This is a genomic window from Xanthomonas sp. NCPPB 2250 (assembly GCF_056725265.1).
Genome location: NZ_CM161520.1, coordinates 2,362,815 through 2,377,859, shown reverse-complemented (window position 1 = coordinate 2,377,859; position 15,045 = coordinate 2,362,815). Strand labels below are relative to the sequence as shown.

General features: G+C 61.0%; 7 protein-coding genes. All 7 read right to left on the bottom strand.

Annotated elements, in window-relative coordinates; translation table 11 throughout:
* Positions 1–272 precede the first annotated feature (272 nt).
* The 7 genes from AC1PMG_RS09975 to AC1PMG_RS09945 are packed head-to-tail and all read right to left on the bottom strand — an operon-like array spanning position 273 to position 15,045.
* The gene (locus AC1PMG_RS09975) at positions 273–1,958 is read right to left on the bottom strand and encodes a hypothetical protein (RefSeq protein WP_481111499.1); all 1,686 of its coding nucleotides are present in this window, start codon (positions 1,956–1,958) and stop codon (positions 273–275) included.
* The gene (gene drmC / locus AC1PMG_RS09970; RefSeq protein WP_481111498.1) at positions 1,955–2,716 is read right to left on the bottom strand and encodes a DISARM system phospholipase D-like protein DrmC; all 762 of its coding nucleotides are present in this window, start codon (positions 2,714–2,716) and stop codon (positions 1,955–1,957) included. The genes AC1PMG_RS09975 and drmC overlap by 4 nt, the downstream gene beginning before the upstream one ends.
* 1 nt (position 2,717) lies before the next feature.
* Positions 2,718–4,574: a DrmB family protein gene (gene drmB / locus AC1PMG_RS09965; RefSeq protein ID WP_481111497.1), complete on the bottom strand. Its 1,857-nt coding sequence runs from the start codon at positions 4,572–4,574 to the stop codon at positions 2,718–2,720.
* 2 nt (positions 4,575–4,576) lie between these two features.
* A complete protein-coding gene (drmA, locus tag AC1PMG_RS09960; RefSeq protein ID WP_481111496.1) occupies positions 4,577–8,545 on the bottom strand; it encodes a DISARM system helicase DrmA in 3,969 nt (1,322 codons plus the stop codon).
* 27 nt (positions 8,546–8,572) lie between these two features.
* The gene (locus AC1PMG_RS09955) at positions 8,573–9,526 is read right to left on the bottom strand and encodes an O-methyltransferase (protein WP_481111495.1); all 954 of its coding nucleotides are present in this window, start codon (positions 9,524–9,526) and stop codon (positions 8,573–8,575) included.
* Between the two features lie 3 nt (positions 9,527–9,529).
* Positions 9,530–10,993, bottom strand: a complete 1,464-nt coding sequence (locus AC1PMG_RS09950; RefSeq protein WP_481111494.1) for an ATP-binding protein — start codon at positions 10,991–10,993, stop codon at positions 9,530–9,532.
* Entirely contained in the window at positions 10,990–15,045 is a 4,056-nt protein-coding gene (locus AC1PMG_RS09945; RefSeq protein ID WP_481111493.1) for an Eco57I restriction-modification methylase domain-containing protein, read from the bottom strand. The genes AC1PMG_RS09950 and AC1PMG_RS09945 overlap by 4 nt, the downstream gene beginning before the upstream one ends.

The following is a 15,045-nucleotide window of genomic DNA, read 5'->3' as shown; positions in this document are numbered from 1 at the left end:
CGCATCAGTCGGTTCCGACTCCTGCGGTAACGCTCACTCCCACTCGATCATCAACAAGCCGTCCAAACCCGCGTGGTTAAAGGGAATGGCTGGGATCGACATGGGGTCTTACCGTCGCTTTTACCGTCAGAAGCGCACATCTTTTGCCGGCGCGGAAGATGGAGCGATTTACGGGGTGACGACTCTTTCGACTTCATTGTCAATCGCCATCCATCTTAACTCCCCAAGCTATCTGGTGGTATGGGAAGCTCATCAAGGCTTGACCTCAAAGACTATGAGTTCATCGAAGGTATGCGCGTTGGATTGACGAGCATCAGAATTTCACCGAGAGGAATAAAAAACGATTCTGGCTCCACCTCGGCTGTCACCCGCTCCACCGATTTCCCAAGAAATGCCACGAACTCATCGGCTGAATCGCTGGGTCGCTGAGTTCGCTCACGTAGGAAGTTGCCCCAGTCACACCAGACAGCCCGAGAATCATGGCCATTTGCGGAGGTGAAATGGGCATGGTACCGCCCTAGCACAATGAGGTGAATGGAGAGAGCAACATCGGTTTTGATCGCGAGGCGCTCCTTCAAGCCATTGACTCCCGCCACCTCCATCCAGCCCACGACATCAGTGATCCACCTGTTGCTGTCAACGACCAGGCTACTCGCATTGTTCCGACGCACTCTGTCATCACCCACGAATGGCTGCTGCCACTTGAGCTGGAAGAGAATGACGCTGCTGCAGCGAGTGTCGTAAGCGACGAAATCAATGTCTGTGACCGCCTTACCATCCCGCTTCAGCTTGACACCATCAAGGCAGTGCCAGTGTGGCGCTGGGAACTGTGCACGCAGTTCGGCAACCCATCTGCCTTCTCGTCGATTGGCAGCATCGAACCAGTCCTTCTCATACCGCCTGCGCAGCTCTGTCCAGAGAAATAGAAATGGGTTTAGCTCCAGACCGTACATTGGGAGCGCCACCAATTGCTGGCTCGTCCGGACAGCCGGAGCGAGTGTTTGTGTTCCGCGCTCCAGATGGTCCTTGGCGTTCTCAGGGCTCAACGTCAGGTGATCCAAAAGCTCTGACACTTCTTGCCGGGATGCATCAAGAAAATTGGCTACCCCTTCAATCAGTTCTTCATGAAGTGCTCCGCCAGTCAAAAGATTCCTGATTCCAATGCGTGGATCATCAGCGTTCAGCAGTCCGGCATAGCAAAGCCTCTGCTGCGACATAGCTGAGAGCGCTTCGAGAACAGCCACATACGCCGAATAGGCGCGACCTCCAAAGCGGTCGTCGTCTGCCAGCATATCCCTGAAAGACATCCTTCTCAGATACAGGACTGCCCATTCCTTGAAGTAGTCATCGACGCCGTCAAAAGGTAGGTTCTCAGACGACGGGCTACCACGAAGATAATCGGTCAAGCGGGGGATTATTTCCATGTGGCGATGCTCCAAGGCGACCTCCTTGGAGCGATCCTCCGCCACCGTCATGTCACTGAGCCAGTTCAACCCTTGAAACCCAATCTGTTCTCGGTAGGCTGTGTTGTCTTGTATCGACAAGACAAGTAGCGTCATTCCCTTCAACTTGCGCTTGTCGACCTCGCCTTTCAGCGCCCCCGAGCGCAGTAGAGTCAGTTGTCTCTCAGCCATCGTCAGGCAGCCCATCCGCCACAGAAACTCGTCCGTTTGCTCCGCAGTGCTGGCATTGGAGGTGAAAAGTCGGGGAGCATCTGCCTTCAGCTCGGATGGCAGGACTCGCTTCAAGGCTGCATTGATTGAATACTTGCGGACGCTCTCCATCCGTCGCTCTGATTCTTCCAACTCCTTTAACTCTGGAATCAGCTCTCGACAGAAGACGTAATCAATGGCACGCAGAGTCTCGAAGGACAATGCCTCCGAAGGTTTCTGGTAGCCCCGCAGGACATACCGTTCGCCCTCAATGGCATCCTGAAGGAGGCGTACTGAGTCTTTCATACCCGGGAAACGATCTTCATGGAGACCAATGCGCGCAGATGCTCCTCCAGCATCTGCGGAATATTCCCTCCAGAAAGCAGTAGTCCTGCCTCCATGTTCCTGTCCATGGCAAATCCCGTCAGGTTTGCGCTGGTAATAAAGCAAGTGTGTCGATCGGCCACAGCCACCTTGGCATGTACTCGTCCCTCAGAAAATATTTCGCCTTGATCCCGCCACGTATAGAGATGAGCATTGGGCACGAGGGACCCCATCTTGCCGATCGCATCGAACGAGATTCTGCCGCCATGATCTTGGGACGCTTCGAGGAGCATGGAGATGTCCACGCCCCGGGTGCTTGCTTCGTTCAATGCCTTCACGATTGTCGAGACGTCATAGGCCACGAAGCTCGTGACGAACAGAGTTTGCTTGGCAGCATTGATGACTTGCAGGAGCGCTTGCTCCGTTCGACGTGCGGAGACGAATGGCGTCGTCGGTCCCGTCCACACGAGTTCGGTGGACTGGTGCCTCGACACGTTCTCGAATGCATGGCCCGCGGCGAGCAGCATCAAGGCCAACTCGTCGGAACCGACCGACGTGGCCCGCCACGCATCAACGAGCCGATCGACGACGGCTCTTGCCGTGGCCGTACTGACGACATCCGACAGGAAGACGCTCGCCTTCACGTCCTCAATCTTCCGAATCCTGCCCGCCAGTGCTCGAACCTTCTCCGGCGAAACGAGACAGACCACGGCTGTGACGGCTTCCAGCAGCCTTTCCATGTCACAGCCCCGTGAAGAACGCGGCATCCCCTCGGTCGAGGGTCTGCACCAGCAACGATCTGTCGAGGTAACGATTGCCCCGTTCGCAGGAAGTCTCGGCGACCAAGCTGCACGCATGACAGGCCGCCGCGTGCAATGAGCGGTCTTTGGCCGGATCGTGTTCCGAGCAGAGTGGATCGGACGAGCAGATCTTCGACCGGTTCAGCGCCTGCCGAAGCAACCGACCGAGGTTTTCAGGCTTGCCGAGATCGACGAGGCCGCCCAGCGTCCCATCGGAATCGGCAGCCGCCGTGTAGATGAGGATGCCTGCTTGTGGATTCGCACCCGAAACGTCGGCGTAGATGCGTTCGCGAACGCTCGCCGCGTTGTAGCCGCATTCCAGCGCCAGTTCGCGGATGAGCAGGTGCGACAGGGTATGGAGCATGGCATACCGGATACCAGGGTAGCCATCGTTCGGATCGAGGTGGCGCGAATTGCGCCATCCACGATGCCCGCCTTCGAGCATTCCATCCACTCGCTTGACGCCAGCCTGCGCCTCCCACGTCCGCAGCGCCGCTTCATCGAACTGGATGAAAATGCCTTCGCCATGAACCTGGTTCGCGGGCACCCAATCGGGCTTGCGGCGCGCGAGGCCCGCCATCTGCGGGCGCTCGTTCGGATCGCTCGTCTCTTCGGGCGCTTCCACGCGGGTGAAGCCCAACAAAGCATTGACTTCGCGCAGCCGCTCCAGCAGCAGCACTCTGGCGATACGTTTCTCGAAGTCCGTTGGTGTGCCCACCTTCTTGCTCATGAAGTGCGGGTAGTCGGCAGGCGGGTTGGTCGCCGTCAGCACTTCCCATTCTGGCCCCTTGATGTCGGCCTCGACGACGACCTCTTGCCCGCCGCCGTTGCGGTGGGCTTCGATGACCGCCCAGATGTACGATGCCGGGTACTTGTCGATTCCCGGCAAGGCTCCGGCCTTCTTCAACGTCTTCACCGTCACCGCAACGGCAGCCTCGGAATCCAGATCGTCGAAGAACTCCCACCCATCCTGAATCAGTTGACCAAGCGGGTCACTAGCCTGCGGGATGGCGAGCGCCGAAAGCGTGATCGGGAACCAACTGTTGGTTGAACCCAGAAGAACGGCACGCGCCTCCTCGTCGCACTCCTCGTCGAAGTGATCAAGGTGTGGATGCCTGCCCCGGCAGCTCGGCAGGTTTTCCTTCCCAGCCTTGCCGAAGGCGTGCGCCATGCTGCGCGACGCGCCGCAGGCATCGCACTTCACCCATAGGTTCTCCGTCTGCAAAGAAGCGCCACTCTCGAAGAAGCGCAACGTTCCTTTGCACGAGCTGTTCCCACCGTGAACGAAGTAGTGCCACGGGAAGTCATCGAGGTGGCCATCGCGGCAGGCCAAGAGGAAACGCGCTGGAACGGCGTCGGCGTCCTTCGCGGGCTGGTCGCCCCTGGAACCTCGGCATGCCTTGTGGACGAAGCGGGTGCGCTCCGGGCGGAAGCGGTTTTCCTTGATCTCGAACAGCCCCGCGTCGAAGGGCGACAGCAGGCCACACTTCACACAGCGCATCCAGCGCGGGAACGGACGCACGGGAACACCGATGTTAGACTCCGCCGACCACGGATCGACGAGTTCGCTCTTCTGGAACGGCGGCATGCGCAGGCTCTCCACCTGCGCACCGAGAACCTTACGGACGGCGGCGAGCAGGCGCGGCTCACCAATGGGCTGACAGCGGTCCTTCTCCCACTGGTCGATGCCCAGTGTCACCACCGAGAGGCTCGGCAAATCGATCAGCGCGCCCGGCCCATATGTCCAGAGTAGTTGACTGGGGCGGACTTCCCCGACGGGTGTTCTATTGGTGGTCATGGTCAGTACTCGTCCTTTGGCACCGGACGCGGCTTCCACCCTTGGTCGTCCGAGATGTGTCCCGTGTTCATGATCAGGCGCACGCCCGGCTCCACTTCGCGCATCGACATCGGCACCGTCCAGTTGTCCCACGCATGGATGCCCGGTGACTTGACCAGCCCGAACATCGTCGCGGCCTGCGCACCTCGCTTTTCGTAAGCCAACGTGCGACCGGGAACGCTCACTGCCTTGGCCCATTCGTCCGCACGTTCCTTCAGTTCACGCTCGGCCAGATGCTTGATGGTGGTCGTCTCGCTGACGTTCCAAGCCCGCCGTACCAGCACGTCGATGGCTTCGGTGATCTCCGGCTTGTCGGATTTGTCCAACACGCTCGCCCCCTCGTTCGGGCTGAAGGCGTCGTTTCCCAGACGCATCAGGGCGAGCAGCGCTCCGGTCAGGCCGCGATCCATCGCGCGTGGTGAGAACGGCGTCACCGACTGCGCCTCCACATGCTTGTAGAAGGTCGCGTGGTAGTGTTCGAAGGTCTCGTAGTGCGAGAGATCGCGCGGACGCGCCCATGTGAGCACCGTGCAGACCAAGCCGGGGAAGGAACGGCCCACGCGGCTGGTGGCCTGGATGTATTCCGCTGTGTCCTTGGGCTGACCGTTCACCGCCATCAGGCCCAAGCGATTCACGTCCACGCCCACCGACAGCATGTTGGTCGCCAGCACCACGTCGATCGCGCGGGTATCACCCTGGTTCCATTTCGTCACGTACTTCCCGGTGGCCGCATCAAGCGCGACCTTGAATTTGACCTCCAGATCGTCGAGGTACTTCGGGATGTCCTGACTGGAGACGCGCGAGGTCAGCTCGCGGATGTTGTTGACGCTGCGTTGCGCGAGCGCGGGCCGTTCGACCATGCTCATCTGCACGCGGTAGGAACGTGTCTGCACGTCGTCCTCTGCCAAGCGCCGCATCCCGCCCAGCTCGCGCAGCGAATTGAAGTAGCCGACCATCGTCATGTACGGATCGGCGGGTTCGCCGAAACGGTCGAACAGGGACTGGGCGGCGGTGAGGAAGGCGGTATAGACGCGGATCAGCATCGCGGGGCGCGAACTGCCGGGCGAGCACACGCCCAGATAGCGCCGTCCGGGCCGCTCCTCAATCGGGCGCTGCACCGAAAAGTAGTTGTCCTCCACGTCCAAGCCATGCGGCGGGAACACCGAAACGCGCCGCATGAACACGTTGTTCACCTGTTCCTTGGCTTTGCGCACCGTCGCCGTGGAGGCGACGATCTTGGGCTTGACCGTCTTGCCATTGAGCGTCCAGCCGGACAGTTCATCGACGGCGGATTCGTACAAGCCAACCATCGTACCCAACGGGCCGCTGATGAGGTGGAACTCGTCTTGGATGATCAGATCGGGCGGACGGATTCGTGCGACGTTCTTGACCTTGACCGCTGGCGAAGTTTTCGACGCGGTGTGATTGCCCGTGCAATCGCACTCAGGCCACAACAGGCCATGACGCTCGCATTCCTGATTCACGCGACCGAACAGAGTTCGTACCTGACCGCGCCAAGCCATCATGGCGAACTTGTCCACGGTGGCGATCATCATCGTCGGCGGACGGTGGTAGATCTCCACGTCCACTGTCAGCACCGGAATGCCTGGATATGGCGAACTGCTCGACCTGCCACGAGAAAACGTGCAACTGCTTTTCTTGTCACCACAGTACACGATCGTTCTGCCGCGGTCCTTGTCGACGACGACATCTTTTCCGGGGTCGATCGTAGAGCCGCACCACGGACAACTGGTGAGCTGAAGGGGCGAAGTTCGTCCTGCCTTATTCTTTCCCGAATCACGTAAATCTTGGATGGCGCGGTGACTTTCTTCGGTCGTGCCCGGCGTCACCTTGTTGCCGACCCAAAGGCCGATGGTGAAAGGAACCTTGCCGAGCGACTCATCACCTTGAACGAGAGCATCTCGCCGAAGTTTTTCCATCGCGCATATCAGCGCGGTAGCGCGTTGGAACTGCTGCAAGGTCAGCAGGCGCAACGTGTAGCGCATGATGACGGCCAGTCCGCGTGAGCCATCGTAGCCGCCAAGCTTGCCTTGCAGGCGGCGGATCGCCATCGTGAATGCCGCCACACCCAGATAAGCTTCCGTCTTGCCGCCGCCGGTGGGGAACCACAGCAGGTCGGCATGGGCTTCCATTGGCTGGACGCGATCCGGGTGCATGGGGTCGGCCAGCGACGGGATCGACAGCAACAGGAACGCCAACTGGAACGGGCGCCAGCTCCGATTCTTCGGCAGGTCGAATTGATCGACCGTCACGTCACGCCCGCGCCGCACTTCGAGCGCGTACAGGCTGCGCACGCGCTGGATTGCCATCGCTCGGTTGGCAAAACGGAAGGCTGCCAGCGCTTTTTCGTCGTTCTTCAGCGTGTCGATGGCCTGCTGCAAGCGCGATTGGATTTCCTGACAGCGATCCAACGCCTGCGCGGCCTGTGCGTCATATCCGACCACATCCTCACCTATGCGCTTGCGCTGTTCGGCGATCCACGCCGCGTAATCCTTGGTCAGCAAGTTCAGGGCATCGACCAACTCGGTGACGCCCAGCGAGGCGAGGCCTTGCATGTCGAGCAGACCGCTCGCCACCATCTCCTTCATCGCCGGACGGTCGGCCGAGTCGAGGCCCGGCGTCTCCGTGACCTGTACTTCGTACTGCGGCAGCACGGTGGTGCGCACCTCGATGGCCAGCGTCACGTCGTCCGCCGTTTGGGCGTGTACGGCGACGCCATGACCGACCGCAAACTCCACGCGGTTGCGGTAGATCATCTCCAGCGATTCGCGTTCGGTGTCCATGCCGTCCACATCCAGCACGGGGCGGCGGCGGAAGATGGCGCGCTTGGATGCCTCCGCTTCCGCGCGCACGATCAGCTCTGGCTGGAACAGCCATGCCGTGTCGCGATTGGTGTCGGGTTCTTCCTGCGCGTTGATCAGGAACAGTGTCACCAAGCGGTCGCCGTTGGTGTTCTTGGCACGGACGGAACCCTGAATTCGCACCGCCGGGCGGTTCGCGTCCGGTGCCTGATGGGGGATCACACCTTCGGTGAGCGGCAGCATCAGCTTCCCGCCGCAGGGGATGCGCTGCCAGACCTTGGCCTTCTGCCCATTGGGCCGCGTCAGCTCGTGTTCCCCATTTGGAACTCGCTCGTAGCAGCCCCAACGCGCCTCGACCTCAATGCGCTCGGCGTCGCCATCGATACAAAAGGTCATGCCGAAGCTGCTTGGCACCAGTGACTGATTGCTGGCAGCATCGATTTCGTCGGAGGCATCCGATTCGGGTTCCACCCGCCCCGTCGCCGTGCCGAATTCGGCACCGGGTTCGTGCTGGCCGGGCACGATGGGGTCGGTGGGCTCCTCGCTCTCGTCCTCCGCCAGCGGGCCTTCCAGACCTTCGATGCCGCCTTGGACATCCTCACGCGGTGCCAGCTTGCCGACCAGATACCGGTCGCGCACGCTCATGTCCACGATGCGTTCGTGTGGCCCACCCGCCGGGCCGAGCAGATCGTCCACCACGGCCAGTTGCAGCAGTTCTCGGATGTAGGCCCGATCCTCGACCGGAGGCACGCCGCCGACGGTCTGATGCAGCGCTGCGGACAAGGTGGAGACGAACTCGTCCCACTGGATGCGCCCGACGTTCCCCGACGACGGCGATATCAGCGAAACACCGGCGACCGGCATCGGGGCATCGGCGACGGACAGCCGGTCGAAGAAGATCGTGGTGGTTTCGAGGTCGGAACGAAACCGAAGCACGCGCCCGGCGCGGATGATCTCCCCGGCAGGGTTCAGCACGAGCACCCAATCGTTCTCGGCAATGGCCTGATACAGGGAACGATCGCCCTTCAAGGCCAGGGTGTAGGGCGCGAGCCCGCGATCGGTGCCGAGACCGTGATCGACGGCGATCCATGCGCTGGGTGTTGTCGTCATGCTGCGAGCCACCTTGATGGTTACAGGCTAAAGCTCCACCCGCGAGAAATGCGGGTAGATGCGATAGAACTTCTTGAAAACCTCGAACGGGTTTTCGCCCATGTTTGACGTCGGCAACTCAAAACCCATCTTGGCCTGGGCGTCGTCGTTCGATTCCATCGTCAGCCGCTCCAGCGTCGAGAGCGCAGGCAAATCGATCCGGTGCGGTGCATCGGCCGTCGCATGGAACTCCCATGCCTTCACCACTTCCTCGACAGTCTTGTCGTCGCGCCGGCAGACCACGAGGGCCGCCGTCACCATCGCCTGCCCGTCGGCGTAGTGCGTGGCCAGTGCCCAGACGATGCGGCGATCTCTGAAACTGAGAGCTTCCTTTTCAACTGCCAGCTTGAGCGCATGTAGCAGGCATTTCCCGAAGTTCTCCTGCTTCATCCCGTCTGCAATTAGTCCATTCGGGAAAAGCGCACCGAGTCGCCTTTGGAATGCCTGAAGCCGCCACTCCATAAGCTCTGCTTCTGAAAGATTTCCGCCTGGCCTGCCAAGAGAGCTGGGATTTGCATTCAGCGTAATCCGCAAAATGCTGCCGATCGGCACGGTGCCAATGGTGCGCGCGAACCTCTCGATTTGCGAGGTGACGCCTTTGGGTTCCGTGTAGTCGAACCAGATGATGGCGGGGGAATCAAGATTGGTTTCGTCCAGGTAGTCTTCGAGACTCTTGTGGACACACTCGATCGAAGCGATCGGGCGGTTGAAAAGTTGGCGCTTATGCACCTGTTCTTCCGTCTCGATGCACGTCATCTTCTCAATGCCGAGCCTACCGTGGATCAGCCGGAAGTCTTCGAGGAAAGGGCCGCCGAGTCCGACGTAGTGATACCTTTCCAGTGCGAGTTCCGGAGCCAGCCGCATCAGCAATGACAGGAATAATTCCCGATCCACGGCCTTGTTGGGCCGCAAGCGGTACGGCAGAGAAGAACCTGCGCTCATCGTTCAGTCCCCCTGCTTTTTGGCCTTCGTGAGCTGCATCTCGAAGCACTTGTCGCCGACGATACCGGGTTTTTCGTCCGGGTCGTCAAACAGCATCTTCGACACGAGCCGCACTTCCTCGGCAGGACGGGAGAATACGACTTTTCTGGACGAGGGCTTCTTGTCCTCGGGCAGCGGCAAGACCTTTTCCTTCTGGGGGTTGAACTCGATGACGCCTCCCACCTTTTTCGTGGCCCTGCGCGTAGCGACAGCTTCGATGGCCCGACTCAATGGCATGGGCTTGGCGGTTTCCCAATGGCTCGACTGGTCGGCGCGCGGATGGTTCTTCCACTGGTTCGTGTACGAAATCCAGATGCGCATACCCTCCTTCATCTTCACGAGGGATTCCAGCCACACGTTCGACGAGGTATCGAGTGCGCGCTTCGTCGTCGTGACTGGCAGCTTGTCGGCATGTTTGGAGCGGAACTCGATGATGCCGGTGATGATGGCGAATTGCGGGTGGTAGAGCGGGATGCCGTCGCCCCAGCCCGTCAGTCGGCCCTTGTCGCCCACGATGACCGCGCGATCGTTGCAGAGCACCGTCCAGCCTGCGGTCGCCGATGAACGATCACGCTCGAAGCCCGCGTCGTCCTCCTCATCGTCGCCCAGACTCTTCCCGGTGTTCAGGCCGACGGTGATCGAGACGAGCACGTCGTCGATCGTCTTCTGGAAAACGTAGGGGCCGGGGCGATCCTCGTCCGTCGAAACGAGCACCTCGACGCGAACGGACTCCACAGGCTTGCCGTTGAGTTCCACCTTCAAGCCCCACTGGATGAACATGGTGAAGTGCTCCGCGATCGCGGTGCGCACCTCGTTCTCAAAGGCTTCGTTGGCGAAATGCCGCGAGACGCCTTCGTAGAGGTCAGTGACCTTGATCTCGGTGCCCGGCTCGGCCAGTCGTTCGTTGGCTTCGGTCGGCTCGTTGATGGGCAGCGGGTCCCAGTTCTTGGCATCCAGCCATTGTGAGGTGATCGGCACCTCGAACGTGTCGTCTCCGTGGCGCGTGCGCACCAGCGCATTGCGCCCCATTTTGAAGATTGCGCGCTTCATACCGACGCCGTACATGCCGATGGTTTCAGCATCCGAATCGCGATCGTCATCCGGCTCACGCCCCATCTTGAAGGCGTAGTTCTTGGCGACCTCACGCGGGATGCCGCCACAGTTGTCGGCGATCAGAAAGTGATCCTCGGCGATCTCGATCTTCACGAAATGCTGGGCGTAATCGACTGCATCGCCGTTCGCCAGACGCATCGCACCATCGAGGCAGTTGTCGAGTAGGTCGAGGATCGCATCGGCAAGGCTGATGTCGCGCGTGAGCATCGAAACGAAGAACTGTTTCGTCGGACTGGCCTGAGCCAGGTCTGTGCTGGGTTTAGTCATGGACGGGTTCTCCGTTGGCGACGGGTATTCATTGGAGTAGCTGCTCATGCTTCGAGGTCGAGCGAGGACTGCAAATGTTCGGCGCTGGCAGGACGACGCGCGCGCGACGCTGTGCGTCCGCTACCGTTGGAGGTGACGGCCACCTCGAAGAGTTCGCGGTTGAGTGCTACGAGCCTGTCCTGGAGCATCGTTGTAACGTCGATGGGCAGTTCCCAGCGCCGTTTGTCGTTTGCGGGACCACCACCGAACTCACGGAAGTCGTAGGTCAAATCCACATCGTCCCAGCCATAGGCAGCGGCGACTTCGGCGTCGATAACGAACAGCAGGTGCCGCAGTTCGGCGATCGTCGCATCCGCGTTGTCTGGCGAATGGACGGCGTTCATCACATCGGTAAGACCACAGTCATGTGCCGCGCTGAACTCGACCGCAAGACGGTTGAATTGCATCGCCGCTCCGACACCCGTCTGCGATACGCTATTCGCTGGGAGGGGATACGTTGACACGGCCTCCCGAATAGAGATGGTGAGCGTATTTGTGTCGCCCCCCAAGCTGCGAACAGAGTACGCATACACCCAGTTCCGAAACAGGGAACTCAAGCAAATTGGATATAGATCAGGTCTTTCCAAACCGATCAAGAGAACCTTATTTGTGTAGATCCAGCCAGATGGCGCGAGAACACTGAAGGGGTATTTCGTGACCTTTGAAAATGCAATGAATCGATCTTGACGCCGTAGCCTGCGCATCAAATCGGCCCGGTGATTCCAGAACTGCCACCAGCGATCGATCAGCCCCTTGTAGCTCTTGAGTGCCGCGACCGTGCGGGTCGGCAGCACTTCCTCGACGATGAAGCGATGTGCCACGGGCCAACGACGGTGAACTTCGTCCAGGCCTAAATCGGCGATGTCGAGTGCCCAGCGTTCGATGCGGTTCAGCGCCGAACTGGTGATGTCGTCGCCCGTGATGTAGGGCCTCAACAGGCTGCCTGGTTCATTCTTGAGCCGGTTGAACCACGGGCTTTCCGAAGTGATGACGAAGGCCAGGCCTTTGCTGTTGTTCACGCCCTCAAAGGCGAAGGGAGCATCAGGAAGCGCCTGCGGCATCCAAACGTCGACCGCTTCCGGCTCCAGCCTCGGCCCGATGCGCTCGCAGCTTCGACCATCGGCATCGCAGTCGGCCTGCCACTCCCCCTTGAGGAAGCCGACTATGGCGACGACGACCGCCGCCGAACCCGGCCACGGCATTCCTTTCCGCGCAAAGTAGATGCTTCCATTCTGGACAATGACGCCGAGGCCGACTTCGACCGCGCTACCTTCGGCTATGTTGCTTGTTGCCAGCATCCCGTAACAGCCATTGGCACGGAGCAGATCGACTGCCCGCCGATGGAAAACGACGCACAGGTCGATCTTGCCCGGCGACGCGCCGAGCACCATCTGGCACTGCCACTGCAACTTCTCGCCCAGCGCGCCTTTCCACAGGCGATTGCCGAGAAATGGCGGATTGCCGACAAAAGCATCGAACCCGGGCGATGTTCTGGCGAAAACTTCGGGGAACTCCAGCGGCCAATGGAACGGGTCGCGGATGAGCTTGCCCGGCGGCAGAGCGACGCTCAAGGTTTCCCGTGCCCGCTTCATGATGACATCAAGGGCATTACGGTCGCCAGATGCTGCCTGACCGGCTTGGATGGTCAGCATCGTGGTCGCACATTCGATTGCGCTTGCGTTGCCGCCCGAAGCTAAGAACTCCCCGATGAACGCATCGGCGATGCTTTCTGGTACTTCTAGCCTGCGGCGCGCGTCGGCGTCCAGATGCGCCATCGCTTCCACGTCACGGATGTCGCGGATCGGCATCTCGCGCAGACGCGAGCGCAGTTCGATGGCGTCGCGCACGGCCTGCTCGACGTTCTGGCCGAACAGACGTAGCTGGCCTTGCCCGGTGGGGTTCAGCGACAGCTGGGTGAGCTGATCCAGCCGGTGGATGCCGAGCAGGCTATCACCGCAGCGCAGGTTGTGATCGAGGAAGCCGAAGGGACGGCCCTTGGCCAGCGTGACCAGCCAGATGGAGAGCTTGGCCAGTTCGACCGCCAGCGGGTTCAAATCGACACCGTATAGACAGCGTTCGGCAATGAGGCAGCGCGCGACGATCGTGCGCGCCTCCATGTCGCGTGGCAGTAGCTCGACGTTGGCGTCGGCTGCCACCACCTGCCCGTCGATTCCGACCGTGTGCCCCTGCGCCTCGGCCAGCCCCCACGCCTCCACCAGCCGGTCGCCCAGCCACCGGCAGGCTTGCACGAGGAATGCGCCCGAACCCATCGCCGGGTCGCATATCTTTAGGTCGAGCAGTTCGGCGGGCGATTTCAGCACCCACTCCGCCCGCGACGTGCCCTGTGCCGGGCCGACATAGGTGATGGGCGTGAACGTCTCGGCGACGATGGTTTCGGTCAGCGACTTCGGCGTGTAGTGGGTGCCGGTCTCGCGCCGGTCAGAGCCGGTGGTGACGATGAAGGCTCCGGCAGGATAGACCAGCGGGTAACCCCAAGGGTCGGTGCGCACCAGATGGCCGAAGGGCTTGATACGGTTGCGCAACTCAGTATTACCGTGGCAAGCCGTCAACAAGCGATCGGCGAGCGCATCCTCCACGGGGCGGGCCAGATCGTTGCGCACGCGGCTGGCCGAACTACCCGAACGCTGCTGTAGCAGTTCAGCCAAGCGAGCGGCACCATCCAGCCGCGCGGATTCGAGTTCGGCCAGTGTGACCCACGGTGACTGCGCACTCTTGGTGGAGTCGATTTCCACCGTAACCTCGGCGGTGCGCTTGACGGTGCGCTCCAGCAAGCCCTCATAGACGTAGCCGATCTGCTCTACGTCCAGCGCCCGATACGACAGCGTGCGCCCTTGGAATTGCTGGATGGCTTCGAGCAGCAGCAACACGGTACGGTTGTCGATCGGCAGCGGCTTGGCAACATCGGTGCGCCAACCGGAACCTTTCGCGCGGCCTTCAAGGAAGGGGAAGCGATCCGGATCGAACAAGGAACCGCCCAGTGCGGGCAGGCGCAGGTTTTCGTGCTCAATGCCGCCATACACGGCGCGGAAGACGGCCAGCAAGCGCGACCACGCGTCCCAGCGCCGTTCCAGAATCTCGTCGGATTCTGCGCGCAACTGCATCCGCAAGGTCGAGAGCGCGTAATTCGCCTCGTAGCGTTCATCGCCCAATAGCAGCAGGCCGCGTTCTTCGGCGGAAAGCAGGAAGACCAGCCGCATCATCACCGTCAGCGCGGCTTCGTAGAGTTCAGCTTCCTTCACGCCGTGCAGCAATTCGCGCTCACGGTCTTGATCGGCCTTGTCGAGCGCCTGGATCAGCACTTCGACCGCGCGCCGCACTTGCTCGCCCAAAGCGTCGGTCACTTCGTCCTGGAATTTCAGCGAGCGATCGAACAGCGCGGGCAGCCGTTCGGACTCATCCACGAAGAAACGCCGAATGCCCAGCAGATGGACGAAGGCTTGGAGGGTGACGGGTTCCTGTGCCCAGATGCGCGCATACCAACTGGCGAAGGTAGTGACCGCGCCCACAGGCGCATCGACCAGCATCCAGCGTTCGCCGTTGGTCACCAGTCCGAGACGACAGCCTGTGGCGCGGCACAACCTGACCATGCGTTCCGTCGCCGTGCTGGTCCAGCCGTCCAGCTTCTGCGTGGCATCGAGATCGACGTCCTGCCCGTAGGCGTAGACGAGCATCAGCGGCTGGTCGCCGTTGCCGACGACGGCGAAGTCCGGCGTGAGGCTCACCGCGTGCTCGGGCAGCGCGACGGTCAAGTGCGTTGCGCACCAGTCCTTGCGCTTGAGCACGTCGCCGCGACCGTCCTCGTCGAGTTCCAGCCCACGCGACAAGACTTCGTCGGTCCATGCTGTGTGCAGATCGGCGAAGCGAGGATCGTCGGTTTCCAGCGCCTCGCGCCATTCGTCGTAGGCTTGGCGCAGCCGCTTGCGCTTGGCTGCATTGAGTTCTTCCAGCCCTTGCGGGAAGGCTTCTTTCAAGACGGGGACGGCGAGGAACGGGCCGGAAATCTCGATGAGCGAGAGCCAGTCGTGGTGTTGGATATGCAT